The following is a 19357-nucleotide window of genomic DNA, read 5'->3' as shown; positions in this document are numbered from 1 at the left end:
GTGCCGGCCATCGACGTCGACTACCTGGAAGTGCGCGACGTCATGCTGGGCCCGGCGCCCGCCGAGGGGCGGAGCCGGCTGCTCGTCGCCGCCAGAATCGGCAGAACGCGACTCCTCGACAACATTGCCATCTACATCCGCGACTCCCTCGGCAGCGACCGGCCGGCGGTGGCCGGGTCCGACATGCCTCGCGAATCAGTCTGGAGGAATTGATGTTTCGCACCATGCTCAAGTCGAAGATTCACCGCGCCACGGTTACCCAGGCGGACCTGCACTACGTGGGCTCGGTGACCATCGACGCCGACCTGATGGATGCCGCCGACCTGCTCGAGGGTGAGCAGGTGACCATCGTCGACATTGACAACGGGGCGCGATTGGTCACCTACGCGATCACCGGGGAACGCGGTAGTGGTGTGATCGGAATCAACGGTGCCGCGGCACATCTCATTCACCCGGGTGACCTGGTGATCCTGATCGCCTACGCGACGATGGAGGATGCCGAGGCGCGCAGCTACCGGCCGCGCATCGTCTTCGTCGACGCCGAGAACCGGCCGATCGACCTGGGGCACGATCCGGCCTTCGTGCCCGCCTTGCAACTATCGGGAGCCGCTGAGTTGTTCTCACCCCGATCGAGTGTGCGGTAGTCGTGCTGCTGGCCATCGACGTCCGTAACACACATACCGTCGTCGGGCTGATCTCCGGCTCGAAGGAGCACGCAAAGGTCGTGCAGCAATGGCGGATTCGAACGGAATCTGAGGCCACGGCCGACGAGCTCGCACTCACCATCGACGGCCTGATCGGCGACGACTCCGAGCGGCTCACCGCTGCGGCCGCGCTGTCCACCGTTCCCTCGGTGCTGCACGAAGTGCGGCAGATGCTCGACCAGTACTGGCCCGCGGTGCCGCGCGTGCTGATCGAACCCGGGGTACGAACCGGTATCCCACTTCTGGTAGACAACCCCAAAGAAGTCGGCGCGGACCGAATCGTCAACTGCCTGGCGGCGTTTCACAAGTTCGGCACCGCGGCGATCGTGGTCGACTTCGGCTCGTCGATCTGTGTCGATGTCGTGTCGGCGAAGGGTGAGTTCCTGGGCGGCGCGATCGCCCCCGGTGTTCAGGTCTCCTCGGACGCCGCCGCGGCCCGCTCTGCCGCACTGCGACGGGTCGAATTGTCCCGGCCGCGTTCGGTGATCGGCAAGAACACCGTCGAATGCATGCAGTCCGGCGCGGTGTTCGGCTTCGCCGGGCTGGTCGACGGGCTGGTTCAGCGTATTCGCGAGGACGTCGACGGCTTCGCCGGTGACGACGTCGCGGTCGTCGCGACGGGGCACACCGCCCCGCTGCTGCTGCCTGAATTGCATACCGTCGACCGTTACGACCAGCACCTCACCCTGCACGGTCTGCGGCTGGTGTTCGAACGAAACCGCGACACCCAGCGCGGCCGGTTGAAGACCGCGCGCTGACAGATGCCCCGAGTGCGCAGTCGGCAGCGGGTCTCGCGGCTCATCTAAGCTGGCACGTCGTGAGCTCTGCCGATTCCCCAGGCCCTGCAGCGGATCTTCCCGAACAGTTTCGCATTCGCCGGGCCAAGCGGGAGCGGCTGCTGCAGGAGGGACATGATCCCTACCCGGTCGCTGTCGACCGCACCCACAGCCTGGGGCAGATCCGTGCGGCCCATCCCGATCTGCCGGCCGACTCGGCGACCGGGGACATCGTCGGCGTCGCAGCGCGGGTGGTGTTCGTCCGCAACTCCGGGAAGCTGTGTTTCGCGACGCTGCAGGATGGCGACGGCACTCAACTGCAGCTGATGCTCAGCCTGGCCAGCGTTGGCGAGGACGCGCTGAGAAGCTGGAAAGAAGATGTCGATATCGGTGACATCGTCTATGCACGCGGCGAGGTCATCAGTTCACGCCGGGGCGAACTGTCCGTGCTTGCCGATTCCTGGCGGATGGCGTCGAAGTCGTTGCGCCCGCTGCCCGTCGCACACAAGGAGATGAACGAAGAATCGCGGGTGCGGCAACGCTATGTCGATCTGATCGTCCGCCCGCAGGCGCGTGCGGTCGCCCGTCAGCGGATCGCGGTCATCCGGGCAATACGGGCCGAGTTGGAACGGCTCGGGTTTTTCGAGGTCGAAACGCCAATCTTGCAAACTTTGGCGGGCGGCGCTGCGGCCCGGCCGTTCGTCACGCACTCCAATGCTCTCGACATCGATCTCTACCTGCGCATTGCGCCCGAACTGTTCCTCAAGCGTTGTGTCGTGGGTGGGTTTGACAAGGTCTTCGAACTTAATCGCGTGTTTCGAAACGAAGGCGCAGATTCCACGCATTCTCCGGAATTTGTCATGCTGGAGACCTACCAGGCCTACGGCACCTATGACGATTCGGCGGTTGTCACTCGCCAGCTCATTCAGCGGGTCGCCGATCAGGCGATCGGGACCAGACAAGTGCCGCTGCCCGACGGCAGCGTCTATGACATCGATGGAGAATGGCCGTCGATACAAATGTACCCGTCGTTGTCGGACGCTCTCGGAGAACAGATCACACCGGACACATCGGTCGACCACTTGCGCGCCATCGCCGACAGCCTCGGTGTCGAGATTGTCTCCGATCGCGCTTACGGGCACGGCAAACTGGTGGAAGAACTATGGGAACACACCGTCGGTCGGGCCTTGGACGCCCCCACCTTCGTCAAGGACTTTCCGGTAGAGACAACGCCTTTGACGCGCCAGCATCGCAGTATCAGGGGCGTGACCGAAAAGTGGGATCTTTACGTACGTGGAATCGAGTTGGCTACCGGGTACTCCGAATTAATCGATCCGGTTGTGCAACGCGAGCGTTTGGTTGCACAAGTACGCGCCGGGGCGGCCGGAGACGACGAGGCGATGGCACTCGATGAGGATTTTCTGTCCGCGCTGGAGTATGCGATGCCGCCGTGCACGGGAACCGGAATGGGTATAGATCGGCTGTTGATGGCCTTGACCGGCCTGTCAATTAGGGAGACCGTTTTGTTCCCGATTGTTCGACCGCACAGCTGAACTCTGACCTCGTTATACTTAGTGTTAGCATCGGAGGCAGCGGGTTCTTATGACACCGTTTCTGTGACGGGTTATTGTCAGCAGGAGCTCTATCGGATTTCACAGTGGCAGCACAGGAAGAAACGCGAGGGTGGGCTAGTGGCGAAGAAAGTGACCGTCACCTTGGTCGATGATTTCGACGGTGAAGGCGCCGCCGACGAAACGGTCGAATTCGGGCTAGACGGAGTGACCTACGAGATTGACCTTTCGAGCAAGAATGCCACGAAACTGCGTGGCGATCTGAAGAAGTGGGCGGAAGCGGGTCGCCGGGTCGGGGGCCGGCGGCGCGGGCGGTCCAACTCGGGTCGGGGCAGAGGTGCCATCGACCGTGAGCAGAGTGCGGCGATCCGCGAGTGGGCCCGCCGCAACGGCCACAACGTGTCGACCCGTGGCCGCATCCCGGCCGACGTCATCGACGCCTTCCACGCGGCGACCTGACCTGGGAGTTCGTCACTTTCGCTCGTGGCGAACCGATCGCCCGTCGCCGTAGGAAACTTTCGCAGATCTCCCACGTTGGTCTGTTGCGGCTGCGTTAAGCCGGGGATAACTGCAGCGGTGTGAACCGCAAGGTTAGTGACGCCGGGCAGCCGACCACTACAGTGGACGGCAGGTACGCGGGGGCCGAGCCGAGGCCGACCAAAGTACCGATGTGAGGGAGAGCAGGTAACCGATGTTCGAGAGATTTACCGACCGTGCCCGCAGGGTCGTCGTCCTGGCTCAGGAAGAGGCCCGGATGCTCAACCACAACTACATCGGCACCGAACACATTCTGCTGGGGTTGATCCACGAAGGTGAAGGCGTAGCGGCCAAGTCCCTGGAGTCGTTGGGAATTTCGCTCGAAGGTGTCCGCAGCCAGGTCGAGGAAATCATCGGCCAGGGCCAGCAGGCGCCATCCGGGCATATCCCGTTCACGCCGCGCGCCAAGAAGGTGCTGGAGCTGTCGCTCCGCGAGGCGCTGCAGCTCGGCCACAACTACATCGGCACCGAGCACATCCTGCTGGGTCTGATCCGCGAGGGTGAGGGTGTGGCCGCTCAGGTGCTGGTCAAGCTGGGCGCTGAGCTGACCCGGGTGCGTCAGCAAGTCATCCAGCTGCTGTCCGGTTACCAGGGCAAGGAGACCGCCGAGGCGGGAACCGGCGGCCGTGGCGGCGAATCCGGCAGCCCGTCCACTTCGCTGGTGCTCGACCAGTTCGGCCGCAACCTGACGGCGGCGGCCATAGAAGGCAAGCTCGACCCCGTCATCGGCCGGGAAAAAGAGATCGAGCGGGTGATGCAGGTGCTTTCCCGTCGCACCAAGAACAACCCGGTGCTGATCGGCGAGCCCGGCGTCGGAAAGACAGCTGTGGTCGAAGGCCTGGCGCAGGCCATCGTGCACGGCGAAGTTCCCGAGACGCTGAAAGATAAGCAGCTCTACACGCTCGACCTGGGATCGCTGGTCGCCGGCTCACGGTACCGCGGTGATTTCGAGGAACGCCTCAAAAAGGTGCTGAAGGAAATCAACACCCGCGGCGACATCATCCTGTTCATCGACGAGCTGCACACGCTGGTTGGTGCGGGCGCCGCTGAGGGCGCGATCGACGCCGCCTCGATACTGAAGCCCAAGCTGGCCCGCGGTGAGTTGCAGACCATCGGTGCCACCACCCTCGACGAGTACCGCAAGTACATCGAGAAGGACGCCGCACTGGAGCGGCGCTTCCAGCCGGTGCAGGTCGGTGAGCCGACGGTTGATCACACCATCGAAATCCTCAAAGGTCTGCGCGACCGTTACGAAGCGCACCACCGGGTGTCGATCACCGACGGTGCGATCGTGGCCGCGGCCACCCTGGCCGACCGTTACATCAACGACCGGTTCCTGCCGGACAAGGCGATCGACCTCATCGACGAAGCCGGCGCCCGGATGCGGATCCGCCGGATGACCGCTCCGCCAGACCTGCGGGAGTTCGACGAGAAGATCGCCGAGGCGCGTCGCGAGAAGGAATCGGCGATCGACGCGCAGGACTTCGAGAAGGCCGCCAGCCTGCGCGACCGGGAAAAGCAACTGGTCGGTCAGCGTGCCGAGCGGGAAAAGCAGTGGCGTTCGGGCGATCTCGACGTGGTCGCCGAGGTCGACGACAACGAGATCGCCGAGGTGCTGGGCAACTGGACCGGTATCCCGGTGTTCAAGCTCACCGAGGCCGAGACCACCCGGTTGCTTCGCATGGAAGACGAAGTGCACAAGCGGATCATCGGCCAGGAGGATGCCGTCCGTGCTGTCTCCAAGGCCATCCGGCGTACCCGCGCGGGGTTGAAAGACCCCAAGCGCCCGTCCGGCTCGTTCATCTTCGCCGGCCCGTCCGGTGTGGGTAAAACCGAGCTCTCCAAGGCACTGGCCAACTTCCTGTTCGGCGACGACGACGCGCTCATCCAGATCGACATGGGCGAGTTCCACGACCGGTTCACCGCGTCGCGGTTGTTCGGCGCCCCGCCCGGATACGTCGGTTACGAGGAGGGCGGCCAGCTCACCGAGAAGGTGCGGCGGAAGCCGTTTTCGGTGGTGCTGTTCGACGAGATCGAGAAGGCGCATCAAGAGATCTACAACAGCCTGTTGCAGGTGCTGGAGGATGGCCGGCTCACCGACGGGCAGGGCCGCACGGTGGACTTCAAGAACACCGTGCTGATCTTCACCTCCAACCTCGGCACCTCCGACATCTCGAAGCCGGTCGGCTTGGGCTTTACCCAGAGCGGCGGTGACAACAACTACGAGCGGATGAAGCAGAAGGTCAACGACGAGCTGAAGAAGCACTTCCGCCCGGAGTTCCTCAACCGCATCGACGACATCATCGTCTTCCACCAGCTCACTCGTGACGAGATCATCCAGATGGTCGACCTCATGATCACCCGGGTCGGCAACCAGCTCAAGGCCAAGGACATGGCGATGGAGCTGACCGATAAGGCCAAGGCGTTGCTGGCCAAGCGCGGCTTCGACCCGGTGCTGGGTGCCCGTCCGCTGCGGCGCACCATCCAGCGTGAGATCGAGGACCAGCTGTCGGAGAAGATCCTGTTCGACGAGGTCGGTCCGGGACAGCTCGTGACCGTCGACGTGGACAACTGGGACGGCGAAAGCGGCGGTGAGGACGCGGTGTTCACCTTCACCGGTGCCCGCAAACCTGCCGAGTCCGCCGAGCCGGGTCTGGCGAGCGCCGGTGCGCACAGCGCCGGTGGCCCGCCGTCCACCGGGCGGTAGCGCGAACGCCGAAGGAAATGGGGCGGTCACCCGAATCGGGTGGCCGCCCATTTCACTGCAGATCCTGAACGGCTACTTCACGAGTCGGTGGGCGGGCTCGAGGCGTGCCAGCGGGATTCGACGTTGGCCAGCTTCCAGTAACCGATCGCTGTCAGCCAGGTCGCCGCGAACAGTCCGACGATCGCCAAGCCGGCGTTGTTCAGGTTGATGCCGCTGATCCACTCGGTGACCGGATCCTGCCACTGCAGATCGTTGTGCAGAATCGACACCAGCTCGATCGATCCGATCAGCACTGCTACCGCTATCGAGAGCCCGGTGATGGCGAGGTTGTAGTAGATCTTGCGGAGCGGCTGCATGAACGCCCAGTCGTAGGCGAACGTCATCAGCAGGCCGTCCAAGGTGTCCATCAGGCTCATGCCGGCCGCGAACAGCAGCGGCAGCACCAGTACGGCATACCAGGGTAAGCCCGCCGCGGCGCCGGTGCCCGCCAGCGCCAATCACGCGACTTCGGTGGCGGTGTCGAACCCGAGACCGAACAGTAGCCCGACCGGGTAGATGTGCACCGGGCGCTTGATGCGATTCATGAACGGCCGCAGCAGCCGGGCGAGAAATCCGCGGCCGCTCAATGCCGCTTCGAGCGCCTCCTCAGAGTAGGAGCCGCGTCGGAGTTGGGTAAACGCGCGCCAAACACCGGCCAGTGCAACGATGTTCATCACCGCGATAAGGTAAAGGAAGAGGCCGGAGGCCAGCGTCCCGGCAAAGCCGAGCGCATGCCGCGTCGGCGAATCATCGTTGAGTAGTGTGCGAACGGCGTGAGCGCCGACAATGACCAGCAGGGCCATCACCAACACAATGGTGGAATGGCCCATGGCGAACCAGAACCCGACCGAGTTCGGCTTGCTGGTCCCTCCTCCTCGGGCCGTCCCCTCGCTACGCTGGGGTACCCCCGCGCGGCCCGCATCGTCACCGTCCCGGCTTGATTGGCCGCCTCCTCCTCGGGCCACTGCGCGGCCCGCATCGTCACCGTCCGTCATCAGCTTGCGCGTTGTGTTGTCGATCGCGGCGATATGGTCAGCGTCGAACGCGTGCCGCAATCCAAAAAGGTAAGCGGTCGCCCCCAACCCGATCCCGAAGATCTGGCTGCCGGCATGAAAATGCCGCGGTGCGATCAGCAGAATCAGCGTCGCGAAGCCCAGCAGGTGCATGAGGGCTATCACGCCCAGCAGTACGCCGATCTCGATGCGGTCGTGACGGTTCCACGTCGATGACAGCCTGCTCCACACAGCCATAAAGGCCCCTCCCGGAGATTGCGCGTCTCCCTCTGAGAGGTGTGACGGGAAGGTCTGGCTTTCAACGTCGAAACGCTGATCACAGTGGCGCGACCGCACCGGATTTCCCACCGGTTTCCTCGCCGTTCACACGGTTATCGCGACCGACGCTATACCACCGGTCGTCGGCGGGCTACTGCTGCACCGGTAGCAGCGCGAAGACTTGGCTGATGATCCGCAGCATCCAGCCGGTCACTTTGGGGCCGTGGTCGCGCGGCCAATTCAGCTGGAAGCTCAGGGCCCACGGCTGGCCCATCTTGTCGACGGCATACCAACTGAACGTCAGGTCTCCGGGCAGGCCGCCGGCTTTCGCGCCGACATATGGCCATTCATTGTGATCCAGTTCGATCCCGGGAACGGCGGCCAAGACCTTTCGCACCGGTGCGCCGTCGCCGACTGCGACGGCCTGAAGTGCTGCGTGTACGCGGCAAATATCCTCGGCGCTGCCGTACCACTCCACGCCATAACCCGAGGCGGGCACGTGCGCCCGGGTCGGATCTGGCTGATAGGGAACCGAATTGACCCGCGCAAGCAGTTCCGCGCGACCGGTAGGCCCGGCCTTCTGCCACTGCTGACGCAGGTCTGGTTGACCCCAGCCGATGGAGAACAGTTCGTGCATGGTCGGAAACGGCGTCATGCTGGCCGGATCGTGGTGACCGGTCGCGGCGAGAGCTTTCTCGACGGCCTGGTTGCCTACCTTTCCGATCAGCAGATCGGTGGCCATGTTGTCGCTCGTCGCAATCATCTTCTCGGCGGCGGTACGGACCGAGACATGCGCTCCTTCAGGTAGTTTGTCCAAGCCGGAAGAGCCGACTGCCTTCGCCTTCGCGGTGACGACGAGCTCGTCGTCCCATGACACTGTGCCGGCTTTGACCGCATCGGCCACGGCGTAAAGCACATACAGTTTGAATATCGAAGCCAACGGCAGCGATACGCCCGCATTGGCGCCCGCCACCCGTTCACAGTGGCCGTCGTCGACTCTGGCGGCCTGGTAGGCGTAGCGGGCGCCGGTCTTGCCGAGAGTGGCGTCGACGTCGCGCCATGAGGAGATTTTCGGTGTCTCGGTAGTGACGTCGAACCGGTCGACCAGAGTCTCATCGTTGGTGTGAATGCTGATAGCCTGTTGTGCGCCATAGGAAGTGGTCAGGTGCAGGGTCGCAGCACCGGCGCTGACGTCGACCCCGTCGAGGGCGAATGGGCGGTCCCACCACAGGTCCTCCATTGTGTGTTCGACCGATTCCACCTTGTCCGGGGCGGCCAAAGTGCGAACGCCAACCGGGCCGATAGGCCAGTCGGAGTTGAGCATGTCCACCGTCTGCTGAGCGCGCAATCCGGGCGGGGTTCTGGTGTCGATGCGCGGCCCAGGGTTAGCGGCGTTGGCCGAGGGGGCAGGGGGCGGGGCGCAGGCGGATGCCAGGGCTGCGACCAGTGCCGTGGCGGCAGTCACCGCCAAAGGCGTGCGCCGACCCCGCCGCGAGCTACGTCGGTTTGGTCCCGGCAACTTCAAGCACAACCTCGAATTCCAGCAGTGATGCGCCGGTCGCCACCGGGTTGGCCCGGTGGCCGGCGTGCGCCTCAATCGCAGGTCCAGTCGCCCAGGCCTGAAAATCCTCTTCGGACTCCCACTGGGTGACGACGAAGTACCGGTCTTCGCCCTTGGTCGGGCGCAACAGCTGAAAGCCGAGGAAGCCCGGCTGGTTATCCACGGCGTGCGCGCGATGAGCAAACCGCTTCTCCAATTCGGGGCCCGCGTCCGGCGGTACCTCGATTGCGTTGATCTTCACCACTGGCATGCCGCTAGGCTACCGTGCCCGATGTGCCCGCCGACCTTCTGACCCATCGTGGTGGAGAGGGTGAGCCGCTGGTCTTAGTGCACGGGCTGATGGGCCGGGGCAGCACCTGGTTGCGTCAGCTGCCTTGGCTGACCCGCCTGGGAGCGGTGTACACCTATGACGCTCCGTGGCACCGCGGTCGCGACGTCGCCGATCCGCATCCAATCAGCACCGAACGCTTCGTCGCCGACTTGGGCGACGCGGTGAGCGCTCTCACGGCGCCGGCTCGGCTGATCGGGCACTCGATGGGTGCGCTGCACTCGTGGTGTCTGGCCGCCGAGCGTCCGGAACTGGTCTCCGTGATGGTGGTGGAGGACATGGCACCGGATTTCCGTGGCCGCAGTACCGGCCCCTGGGAACCGTGGCTGCACCGCCTGCCGGTCGAATTCGATTCGGCCGAGCAGATAGTCGCTGAATTCGGACAAGTCGCCGGTCGATATTTCCTGGAGGCGTTTGATCGGACCGGAACCGGTTGGCGGCTGCATGGTCACACCTCGCGATGGATCGACATCGCCGCTGAGTGGGGCACTCGCGACTATTGGGACCAGTGGCGAGCGGTGCGCGTGCCGACGCTGCTGATCGAGGCGGGTAACTCGGTCACTCCGGCGGGGCAGATGCGGCTCATGCACCAAAACGGTGATCGCACGGCATATCTGCATGTGCCCGAAGTTGGACACCTGGTCCACGACGAAGCGCCGCAGATGTACCGGGCCGCCGTCGAATCTTTCCTGACGGCTCGCTAATCCTCTTCGCCGGCCAACGCGAACCGGCCGTCGGCTGTCAGCGCCACCAGGCCGTCGGCGAGCAGCGAATCCAGGGCCCGTTCGCGTTGCGTGATGTCGCTGAGCCACGCGACGTCCAGCTGAGCCTTGGTGACTGGACAGTCGGTGGCGCGCAACACGTCCAGCAGGCAACCGCGCACCTGCCGATCGGTTCCCGCGTAACGCTGGGTGCGACGGCCGGGTGAGACGGCCGGCGGATAACCGGCACGCCGCCAGGTGCATTGCGAAAGTGGGCACAGTCCGCAGCGCGGATTGCGCGCGGTGCACACGGTCGCGCCGAGCTCCATCAGCGCCGCCGAGAATTGCGGTGCCGTTTGGTCGTCGGGCAGCAGCGCCACGACGTCGCCGTGGTCGCGAACCGTCGACGCAGCACCGGCGTAGGCGCGGCCGTACACTGCGCGTGCCACCACCCGCCGAACGTTGGTGTCCACCACCGGAACCGGCTGGTGGTAGGCGAAACACGCCACCGCCCTTGCGGTGTAGCTGCCGACGCCCGGCAACGTCAACAGAATGTCGACGTCGTCGGGAACGACGTCGTTGTGGTCACGCGCGATGACGGTGGCGCACTCGTGCAAGCGCTTGGCACGCCGTGGGTAGCCCAGTTTGCCCCACGCGCGCAACACATCTGCCGCGCTGGCGGCGGCCGTTGCCGACGGTGTCGGCCAGCGCGCAACCCAGTCTCCCCACACCGGTATGACTCTGGCCACCGGCGTCTGCTGCAGCATGAATTCACTCACCATGATTTGCCAAGCGCTGACGTCGGGATCGCGCCATGGCAGGTCCCGACGCGCCCGGTCGTACCAGCCGAGAAGCTCGTTGGGGCAGACACTCATCGGCAGGTAGGGCAAGATGACGGCCATGGCCAATCGGAATCCGGTGACCGCATGGAAAGCACTCAAAGAGGGTAACGAGCGCTTCGTGGCAGGCGCTGCCGAACACCCCGACCAAAGTGTCGAGCATCGTGCCAGCCTCACCTCCGGCCAGCAGCCGTTCGCCGCGGTATTGGGCTGCTCGGATAGCCGTGCACCCGCCGAACTCATCTTCGACCAAGGCCTCGGCGACCTCTTCGTGATCCGCACCGCGGGCCAGGTTCTCGACGCCGCGGTGCTGGGATCGCTGGAGTTCGGCGTCGGCGTCTTGAATGTGCCGCTGATCGTGGTGTTGGGTCACCGCAGCTGCGGTGCCATCAAGGCCACCCTGGCCGCGGTCGACGGTGGTGACATACCCGGCGGCTATGTGCGCGATCTGGTCGAGCGGGTGACGCCGTCGGTGCTGGCGGGCCGCCGCGACGGCCTGACCACGCCGGAGGAGTTCGAGGCCCGTCACGCCACCGAAACGGCGGCACAGCTGCTGGCCCGTTCGGCGACCATCGCCGACGGCGTGGCAGCAGGCACGCTGGCGATCGTCGCTGCCATCTATGAACTGGCCGACGGCCGCGTAATGGTGCGCGACCACGTCGGTGACGTAGGCGACGCCGCCTGAGTCTGCCGCGCGACACGCCGACAACGGTCGGACGCCCAGCGGTTCCTGGGCTTACGGTGTAAATGTGCTGGATCTTGAACCGCATGGCCCACTGCCGCAGGAGATCTATTGGCGGCGCCGAGGACTGGCGCTGGGCATTGCGGTCGTAGTCCTCGGAATCATCATCGCGATCATCGTCGCCGTCTTCGGCGGCAGCGCCGGCGCCAACACCAACGGGGCGAACAAGCAAGGCGCTGCCCAGCCGGCCCAAGCCCACAGCCCGATCGTGCAGCCCGAGGTCCAGGCCCCGGGACCGCCGCCCGATGCGCAGGCGCCACAGGTAACGGCGACCGCTGCGGTACAGCCGCCGCCGATCCTCAAGGAAGGCGATGACTGCCCGGACTCCACACTGGCGGTCAAGGGTCTGACCAATCAGCCGCAGTACGCGACCGGCGACCAGCCGAAGTTCACCATGGTCGTCACGAACATCGGGTTGGTGGGCTGCAAACGTGACGTCGGAGCAGCGGTGTTGGCGGCCTACGTTTACTCGCTGGACAACAAGCGGCTGTGGTCGAACCTCGACTGCGCACCGTCCAACGAGACCTTGGTGAAGACGTTCACACCAGGTGAGCAGGTCACAACCGCGGTGACGTGGACCGGAATGGGGTCGGCCCCACAGTGTCCGTTGCCGCGCCAACCGATCGGTGCGGGCACCTACAACCTGATTGTGCAGCTGGGCAATCTGAGGTCGTTACCGGTTCCGTTCATCCTTGCTGATGCGTCAGTACCTGGAATGCCACCGGCCGGTGGGATCGCGCCGGTGCCTCAGCTTGCGCCGCAGGCATTGCCACCCGTGCAGCCGGGCAACTGAGCTGGTTGCCCGCCTCCTCCTCATCGCGTCCCCTCGCAAGCTGGGGTGCCCCCGCGCGCTCTGCATCGTCACCGGGCGCCTGCCGGCTAACTCAGCGGGTCGGCGATGGTTGATTCAGCTAACTGCGACAGACCCTCACGGACATGCCGCGACCACATCGCGCCGATGCCGTCCACTGACTCCAGATCAGTCGAACTGGCCGCCAGCAGCCCCTGCAGGGTGCCGAAGGACCGCACCAGCAGGTCGAGATGAGCGAACTGCAGGCGCGGGATGACCGCCATCGCGCGGTAACCCCGCGCGCTCAACGCGGAATCCTGCGCCTCGGCCGTCGACGGATATCCGAAAACCTTCGCCAGCAAGGTGAAGTCGAGCAGGTCGGTGTCTGAGAGGGTGTCCAGTTCGTCGAGCGTGGCGGCGATCTGCTCAGCCGACGGCGGATCCGGGTTGGCGTGGTAGTCGCGGACGATCAATTCGCGCGCGGTGTCGTTCCCGCCGAGCAACTCCTCGAGCTGCAGCCGTAGTTGGCGCCCGTCGGTGCCGAGTTCGACGGCGTCGCTGTCGATCACCAGGCCGATCCGGCGGACCAATTCGAGCCGTTGGACCACCGTCATCACATCGTGCAGCGTGACGAAGTCTTCGATCTCGGCCCGTGACAGTTGTCGGTTCACCTCGTCGAGGCGAGCTTTGTAACGGTCCAGCGTGGCGATGGCCTGGTTGGCTCGCGACAGAATGGTCGCCGAATCGGCCACCACGTGGCGCTCGCCGGCGACATAGACGGTCACGATGTTCATCGAGTGGCTGACCGAGATGACCGGGTAGCCGGTTTGAATGGCGGCTCGTTCCGCCGAGCGGTGCCGGGTGCCGGATTCGTCTGTCGGTATCGACGGGTCGGGAACCAACTGCACGTTGGCCCGCACGATGCGGCTGCCGTCGGTGGACAGTACGACGGCACCGTCCATCTTGGACAGTTCGCGCAGCCGGGTCGGTGCATACCGAACGTCCAGGGAGAAGCCGCCATCGCAGATCGCCTCGACGCTGTCGTCGTAGCCCAGCACGATCAGCGCGCCGGTGCGGCCGCGCAGGATGCGCTCGAGCCCGTCGCGCAAGGCGGTGCCGGGCGCAAGACGGCTGACGGTTTCGCGCAGCGTCGGGCGGGCCATCGACGCCACGCCGTTCGTACTGGTGGAAACTGCTGGATTCATTGCCCATCATTGTGCGCTGTGCCCGGTCCGCGGGCAGCGTGTCCAACCAAATACAGCGGCGCGGGCGTCTCGGGACGACGATCAGTGGGGCGCAGCAGGTGCTGCAGGGCTGCCACGATGTTGGTCGCCTCCAAGGCCCGCATGCCCTTGGGCACCGCCCCGCAACCAGGCGGGATCAAGGCCGTGGTGAACCCTTGCCGTGCGGCCTCGGTCAGCCGGCGTTCCATTCCGCTGACCCGCCGCAAGTCACCGGCCAGGCCGACTTCGCCGATGGCCACCGTGGTGGTCGGCAGCGGCGTGTCGGCGTAGGCGGAGGCCAGCGCGACTGCCACCGCAAGGTCAGTCGACGGATCGGTCAACCGCATGCCGCCGACGGTGGACAGGTAGATGTCGTTGACTCCGACGGGCAACCGGGCATGCTTCTCCAGCACGGCGGTGATCACCGCCGCCCGGGCGTGGTCGATGCCGCTCACGGCTCGCCGCGGCGATCCGCCCGCCGATGTCGCCAGCAATGCTTGAACCTCGCCGACCAGGGGACGCTTCCCGTCAAGCGTCACCGTGATCGCCGTGCCCGGCACCGGTTGCGGCCGCTGATCCAGGAACAGCCCGGACGGATCAGCGATCTCTGCTATTCCGCTGTCAGCCAGTACAAAGCACCCGACTTCGTCGCCGGCGCCGAATCGGTTCTTCACGCCACGCACCATCCGCAACGTGGAGCTGCGATCGCCTTCGAAGTGGAGTACCACGTCGACGAGGTGTTCGAGCGAGCGCGGGCCGGCGATCGCACCGTCCTTCGTGACATGGCCGACCAAGACCATCGCGACTCCGCTGAGTTTCGCGGCAGCGGTGAGCGCGGTGGTGACCGCACGGACCTGCGTGACGCCGCCGGTTACGCCGTCGGCTTCGGTCGTGGAGATGGTCTGGACCGAGTCGACGATGACGAGGGTGGGCCGCACCGCTTCCATGTGACCCAACACTGCGTTCAGCTCTGATTCAGCCGACAGATACACCTCGTCGTGGCTGCACCCGGTCCGGTCGGCGCGCATCCGAATCTGGCCCACGGACTCCTCGCCGGAGACGTACAGCGCACGCCGGCCGGCTTCCGCCCATCGGTGCGCCGCCTTGAGCAGCAGCGTCGACTTACCGACGCCGGGATCGCCGGCCAGCAATGTCACCGAGCCGGGGACGAATCCGCCGCCGAGTACCCGGTCGAGCTCACCGATTCGGCTCGGGCAGTGGCGGGCCTGGTGCGGCTCGACGGAGTTGAGCGATACAGCCGGTGACGCCGGTCGGTTCGCGCCGCGGACCGCGGCCACGACGACCGTTTCGTCGACAGTGCCCCACGTGCCGCATTCCAGGCAGCGGCCCACCCATTTCGCGGTGACGTGTCGGCATTCCGAACACCGGTACTCGGTGCGTGCTTTTGCCACGCCGTGACCGTAGCGGGCGGGTCCGACAATCGACTGCCGACAAGCCGACTGCCGACGAGCCGGATCTATCGATGCGCGGCCGGCGCCGGCCGTTGTCCTTCCGGTGCCGCCTCGCCGGCGGCAATCGGGACGTTGAGGCGGACGCTCCCGGCGCGCTCGAAGTCGAACGTGAACGGGTAAGCCAAGCCGTTGCTGATCGGTTTGGTCAGCGCCACGGTCGCCTTGGCGGCTTCGGCCGCCTCGGCCACGTCGACCGCTTTGATGTCCTGCCCGGCGCGGTCCCCGACGATCAGTTCACCACCGGCCGGCAGTCTGGCATCGCCGGTGACCGTCACCGTGCCGACGTCGCTGGTGACGCGGCTCAGCTTGTCGGCGACGTCCTCTGACTGGTTCGTGGCCACGAACACCAGCTCCACGGGCTGGCCGGGCCGTAGGAAGTCGCTTGTCTGCTCAGCGCGCAGATAGACGTCGCGCAGCGCCAATTGCCCGATCTGTCCTGCCGCGCCGTTGACGGCCGGTTCCTGAATCGAGGTCTGTGCGATCTGTCCGGCGCCACAGCCGGCCAACGCGGGCGCCGCTAACAGGCAACTCACGGCGAGGCCGGAAACCGCAGCCGGGATTCGGCGACGCACCGGCCGACGGGTCTTGAAGCGGATCACTGAAGAAGCCTCCTGCTCGGCCGTCGCGGTTCGACTATGCACAGTAGTAGGTAAGGTCGGCTCGACGGTAGCTGAGGGCCGCGAAGTGGGTCTTGAAGTGGGCTCTGAAGTGGGCGCCAGCGCAGCACAGCAGCTTCCGGTGCGGGGCGGGGCCGGGGCGCCGGCCGGGTCGCCCTGGCCCCGGCCTCTTGCACGGATTTCCTCGCCTGTCAACCCCCTTTCTTCCGCTCCGGTGCCTCTGACCTGCGGAGTTGATCCCCGCGCAGTCGCGGCGCGTGTTAGCATGGAGTATCGAAAGGGGCTCGAATCAGATGATTTTCAAGGTCGGAGACACCGTTGTCTATCCACATCACGGTGCTGCGTTGATTGAGGCGATCGAAACTCGGACCATCAAAGGCGAGCAGAAAGAGTATCTCGTCTTGAAAGTGGCCCAAGGCGACCTCACCGTTCGAGTTCCCGCCGACAATGCCGAATACGTCGGTGTCCGCGATGTGGTTGGCGAGGAAGGCCTGGACAAGGTCTTTCAGGTGCTGAGGGCCCCGCATACCGAGGAGCCGACCAACTGGTCCCGCCGTTATAAGGCGAACCTGGAAAAGCTTGCGTCCGGTGACGTGCACAAGGTCGCCGAGGTGGTGCGCGACCTGTGGCGCCGCGATCAGGAACGCGGCCTGTCCGCGGGCGAGAAGCGCATGTTGGCCAAGGCCCGGCAGATTCTTGTCGGTGAGCTGGCGCTGGCTGAGAACACCGATGACGCGAAGGCGGAGATCATCCTCGACGAGGTTCTGGCCGCCGCATCCTGAGCGCCCAGAGGCTCGAGTGGTCGGCGGAGCAGACACCGTCACCGCGGTGGTCCCGGCTGCGGGATCGGGCGAGCGGCTAGCCGCAGGCATACCCAAGGCGTTCTACCGCCTCGACGGGCACACGCTGCTGGAACGTGCCGTCGAAGGCTTGCAGGCATCCGGCGTCGTCGACCACATCGTTGTCGCCGTGCCGGTTGACCGCCTCGACGAGGCCAAGCTGACATTGGCAGGCAAGGCCGAAGTCGTCGCGGGCGGCGCGGACCGCCGCGAGTCGGTGCGGCTGGGGTTGTCGGCCGTCGGCAAGCCCCGGTTCGTCCTCATCCATGACGCAGCACGCGCGCTCACCCCGCCGCAGCTGATCATCCGCGTCGTCGAGGCGCTGCTGGCCGGCCACCAGGCGGTGGTTCCGGCACAGCCGGTGCCCGACACGATCAAAGCTGTCGACGCCGACGGAATGGTCATCAGCACCCCGCAGCGCGCCGCACTTCGGGCCGTGCAGACACCGCAAGGGTTCGCCGCTGAACTGCTGCTGCGCGCCTATCAGCTCGCCGGTGACGCCGACTTCACCGACGACGCCTCCCTGGTGGAGCACCTCGGGGACCCGGTGTATGTGGTCGATGGCGATCCGCTGGCCTTCAAGATCACCCACCCGCTGGATCTGCAACTCGCCCACGCGATCGTCAGCCGGTGACCGCGCTACCCCGAATCGGTCTGGGCACCGATGTGCACCCGATTGAGCAGGGACGACCCTGCTGGCTGCTGGGTCTGTTGTTCCCTGCCGCCGACGGCTGCGGCGGGCATTCCGACGGTGATGTCGCCGTGCACGCTCTGTGCGACGCGTTGCTGTCGGCGGCCGGTCTCGGCGACATCGGCGCGGTGTTCGGTGTCGGCGATCCGCGGTGGGCCGGGCTCAGCGGCGCCGACATGCTGCGTCACGTCCGCGAGTTGCTGCAAAGCAACGGGTGGCGGGCGGGCAACGCCGCCGTCCAGGTGATCGGCAACCGGCCCAAGGTCGGTCCGCGGCGCGCTGAGGCGCAAGGCGTGCTGTCCAGCCTGCTGGGCGCTCCGGTGTCGGTTTCGGCCACTACTACCGACGGTCTCGGGCTGACCGGCCGTGGCGAGGGCCTGGCCGCCATTGCCACGGCCCTGGTGGTCGAGATCTAGCCGGACGCGGCATTCCCGCCCACCCCGGTAAGCTGGCACGTCGTGACCGATCCGGCCCAGCTACGGCTGCATGACACGGCAACCGGCGCCGTGCGTGATTTCACGCCGTTGCGGTCCGGGCACGTCTCCATCTACCTGTGCGGCGCCACCGTGCAAGGTGTGCCGCACATCGGACACGTCCGCAGCGGTGTAGCGTTCGACATCTTGCGCCGCTGGCTCTCCGCGCGCGGATGTGACGTCGCGTTCGTCCGCAACGTCACCGACATCGACGACAAAATTCTCATCAAGTCCGCCGCCGCATGCCGACCCTGGTGGGAATGGGCCGCCACCTTCGAGCGTGCGTTCACCGCCGCCTACGACGCGCTGGGCGTGCTGCCACCGTCAGCTGAGCCGCGCGCGACCGGTCACATCACTCAGATGGTGGAGCTCATCGAGCGGTTGATCGACACCGGCCATGCCTATACCGGCGGCGGCGACGTCTACTTCGACGTGCTCAGCTACCCCGAGTACGGGCAACTCTCCGGGCACAAGGTCGATGACGTGCACCAAGGCGAGGGCGTCGCTACCGGCAAGCGTGACCAGCGCGATTTCACGCTGTGGAAAGGCGCCAAACCCGACGAGCCGTCCTGGCCCACACCGTGGGGTCGCGGCCGGCCCGGCTGGCACCTGGAATGCTCGGCGATGGCCCGCACCTATCTAGGTGCGGAGTTCGACATCCACTGCGGTGGCATGGATCTGATATTTCCGCACCATGAGAACGAGATCGCGCAGAGCCGAGCCGCCGGCGACGCGTTCGCCCGCCACTGGCTGCACAACGGCTGGGTCACCATGGGCGGTGAGAAGATGAGCAAGTCGCTGGGCAATGTGCTGTCCATACCAGCCATGCTGGAGCGGGTGCGGCCTCCTGAGCTGCGCTACTACCTAGGCAGCGCGCACTACCGCTCGATGCTGGAATTCTCCGAGGCCGCGCTGCACGACGCGGCGAACGCCTACGTCGGGATCGAAGACTTTCTGCACCGGGTGCGCAGCCGGGTCGGTGTCGTCACCCCCGGCCAGTGGACCCCGCGCTTCGCCGCAGCGCTCAATGACGACCTGTCAGTGCCGATCGCGCTGGCTGAAGTGCACCACGCCCGCGCCGACGGCAACAGGGCGCTCGACGCCGGGGATCACGAGGCGGCCCTGAGCAGCGCCGGAACCATCCGCGCGATGATGGCCATCCTGGGCTGTGATCCGCTCGACTTACGGTGGGAGTCCCGCGACGAGACGTCGGCGGCGCTCGCAGCTGTCGACGTGCTGGTGGACGCTGAAATACAGCGCCGCGATCAAGCCCGCGAGCAGCGTGACTGGGCGCTGGCCGACGAGATCCGCAACCGGCTCAGACACGCCGGGATCGAAGTCACCGACACCGCCGACGGACCGCAGTGGTCACTGGGCTCCCAAGGCGATGCCCGGTAACTCGCGGCGCCGCGGGGCGGTGCGCAAACCCGGCACCAAGAAGGGTGCCACCGTCGGCTCGGGTGGCCAGCGCCGCCG

19 protein-coding genes and 3 pseudogenes are annotated in these 19357 nt (G+C 65.8%); 14 read left to right on the top strand and 8 right to left on the bottom strand.

The annotated features are described in order from the left end of the window. From WA317_RS03095 to clpC1, 6 genes and pseudogenes are all read left to right on the top strand, one after another. A pseudogene (locus WA317_RS03095) lies at window positions 1-213 on the top strand (pantoate--beta-alanine ligase); the annotation flags it as partial. Next, window positions 213-644, top strand: a complete 432-nt coding sequence (panD, locus tag WA317_RS03090; protein WP_425171639.1) for an aspartate 1-decarboxylase — start codon at window positions 213-215, stop codon at window positions 642-644. The pseudogene WA317_RS03095 and the gene panD, both read left to right, overlap by 1 nt. Window positions 645-646: 2 nt before the next feature. Next, window positions 647-1462, top strand: coding sequence for a type III pantothenate kinase (locus tag WA317_RS03085; RefSeq protein ID WP_425171638.1), 816 nt, complete (start codon window positions 647-649; stop codon window positions 1460-1462). Window positions 1463-1521: 59 nt separating this feature from the next. After that, entirely contained in the window at window positions 1522-3033 is a 1512-nt protein-coding gene (lysS, locus tag WA317_RS03080; RefSeq protein ID WP_425171637.1) for a lysine--tRNA ligase, read from the top strand. A gap of 138 nt (window positions 3034-3171) precedes the next feature. Continuing rightward, on the top strand, window positions 3172-3510 hold the full coding sequence (gene lsr2 / locus WA317_RS03075; RefSeq protein ID WP_425171636.1) for a histone-like nucleoid-structuring protein Lsr2: 339 nt from the start codon (window positions 3172-3174) through the stop codon (window positions 3508-3510). Between the two features lie 232 nt (window positions 3511-3742). Next, window positions 3743-6295, top strand: coding sequence for an ATP-dependent protease ATP-binding subunit ClpC (clpC1, locus tag WA317_RS03070; protein ID WP_425171635.1), 2553 nt, complete (start codon window positions 3743-3745; stop codon window positions 6293-6295). A 77-nt stretch (window positions 6296-6372) separates the two neighbouring features. Here the strand turns inward: clpC1 and WA317_RS03065 are convergent. From WA317_RS03065 to mhuD, 4 genes and pseudogenes are all read right to left on the bottom strand, one after another. Next, window positions 6373-7329, bottom strand: a pseudogene (locus tag WA317_RS03065) (HoxN/HupN/NixA family nickel/cobalt transporter). Next, window positions 7318-7584, bottom strand: a pseudogene (locus WA317_RS03060) (HoxN/HupN/NixA family nickel/cobalt transporter); the annotation flags it as partial. The pseudogenes WA317_RS03065 and WA317_RS03060, both read right to left, overlap by 12 nt. Before the next feature lie 172 nt (window positions 7585-7756). Continuing rightward, window positions 7757-9124: a serine hydrolase gene (locus WA317_RS03055; protein WP_425171634.1), complete on the bottom strand. Its 1368-nt coding sequence runs from the start codon at window positions 9122-9124 to the stop codon at window positions 7757-7759. Continuing rightward, on the bottom strand, window positions 9102-9416 hold the full coding sequence (gene mhuD, locus WA317_RS03050; RefSeq protein WP_425171633.1) for a mycobilin-forming heme oxygenase MhuD: 315 nt from the start codon (window positions 9414-9416) through the stop codon (window positions 9102-9104). The genes WA317_RS03055 and mhuD overlap by 23 nt, the downstream gene beginning before the upstream one ends. A gap of 14 nt (window positions 9417-9430) precedes the next feature. On the opposite strand from mhuD, the gene WA317_RS03045 reads away from it, so the two are divergent. Continuing rightward, complete coding sequence (locus WA317_RS03045; protein WP_425171632.1) at window positions 9431-10198, top strand: alpha/beta fold hydrolase; 768 nt, start codon at window positions 9431-9433, stop codon at window positions 10196-10198. Here the strand turns inward: WA317_RS03045 and WA317_RS03040 are convergent. Continuing rightward, a complete protein-coding gene (locus tag WA317_RS03040) occupies window positions 10195-11097 on the bottom strand; it encodes an A/G-specific adenine glycosylase (RefSeq protein ID WP_425171631.1) in 903 nt (300 codons plus the stop codon). The genes WA317_RS03045 and WA317_RS03040 overlap by 4 nt on opposite strands. On the opposite strand from WA317_RS03040, the gene WA317_RS03035 reads away from it, so the two are divergent. Next, on the top strand, window positions 11096-11719 hold the full coding sequence (locus WA317_RS03035) for a carbonic anhydrase (RefSeq protein WP_425171630.1): 624 nt from the start codon (window positions 11096-11098) through the stop codon (window positions 11717-11719). The genes WA317_RS03040 and WA317_RS03035 overlap by 2 nt on opposite strands. 64 nt (window positions 11720-11783) lie before the next feature. Continuing rightward, window positions 11784-12569 carry a hypothetical protein gene (locus WA317_RS03030; protein WP_425171629.1) on the top strand — a complete coding sequence of 262 codons (786 nt, stop codon included), beginning with the start codon at window positions 11784-11786 and terminating at the stop codon, window positions 12567-12569. A gap of 86 nt (window positions 12570-12655) precedes the next feature. On the opposite strand, the gene disA is transcribed toward WA317_RS03030, so the two are convergent. The 3 genes from disA to WA317_RS03015 all read right to left on the bottom strand — a co-directional run bounded on the left by disA (window position 12656) and on the right by WA317_RS03015 (window position 15860). Continuing rightward, window positions 12656-13771, bottom strand: coding sequence for a DNA integrity scanning diadenylate cyclase DisA (disA, locus tag WA317_RS03025; protein ID WP_425171628.1), 1116 nt, complete (start codon window positions 13769-13771; stop codon window positions 12656-12658). Then, the gene (gene radA / locus WA317_RS03020; RefSeq protein WP_425171627.1) at window positions 13768-15201 is read right to left on the bottom strand and encodes a DNA repair protein RadA; all 1434 of its coding nucleotides are present in this window, start codon (window positions 15199-15201) and stop codon (window positions 13768-13770) included. Before radA ends, disA begins: the two co-directional genes overlap by 4 nt. A gap of 65 nt (window positions 15202-15266) precedes the next feature. Beyond that, on the bottom strand, window positions 15267-15860 hold the full coding sequence (locus WA317_RS03015; RefSeq protein ID WP_425171626.1) for a hypothetical protein: 594 nt from the start codon (window positions 15858-15860) through the stop codon (window positions 15267-15269). A gap of 311 nt (window positions 15861-16171) precedes the next feature. Between WA317_RS03015 and carD the strand changes: the two genes are divergently transcribed. From carD to WA317_RS02990, 5 genes are all read left to right on the top strand, one after another. Continuing rightward, a complete protein-coding gene (gene carD, locus WA317_RS03010; RefSeq protein ID WP_425171641.1) occupies window positions 16172-16660 on the top strand; it encodes an RNA polymerase-binding transcription factor CarD in 489 nt (162 codons plus the stop codon). A 16-nt stretch (window positions 16661-16676) separates the two neighbouring features. Further along, on the top strand, window positions 16677-17351 hold the full coding sequence (gene ispD / locus WA317_RS03005) for a 2-C-methyl-D-erythritol 4-phosphate cytidylyltransferase (protein WP_425171625.1): 675 nt from the start codon (window positions 16677-16679) through the stop codon (window positions 17349-17351). After that, window positions 17348-17824 carry a 2-C-methyl-D-erythritol 2,4-cyclodiphosphate synthase gene (ispF, locus tag WA317_RS03000; RefSeq protein ID WP_425171624.1) on the top strand — a complete coding sequence of 159 codons (477 nt, stop codon included), beginning with the start codon at window positions 17348-17350 and terminating at the stop codon, window positions 17822-17824. The genes ispD and ispF overlap by 4 nt, the downstream gene beginning before the upstream one ends. 42 nt (window positions 17825-17866) lie before the next feature. Beyond that, window positions 17867-19279: a cysteine--tRNA ligase gene (gene cysS / locus WA317_RS02995; protein WP_425171623.1), complete on the top strand. Its 1413-nt coding sequence runs from the start codon at window positions 17867-17869 to the stop codon at window positions 19277-19279. Continuing rightward, window positions 19269-19357, top strand: an 89-nt coding sequence (locus tag WA317_RS02990) for a hypothetical protein (RefSeq protein WP_425171640.1), incomplete at its 3' end; no start/stop codon positions are given. The genes cysS and WA317_RS02990, both read left to right, overlap by 11 nt.

It is taken from the genome of Mycobacterium sp., assembly GCF_049802695.1.
In the GTDB taxonomy this organism is placed as follows: Bacteria; Actinomycetota; Actinomycetes; order Mycobacteriales; family Mycobacteriaceae; genus Mycobacterium.
This window is presented reverse-complemented; position numbering and strand designations above follow the sequence as displayed.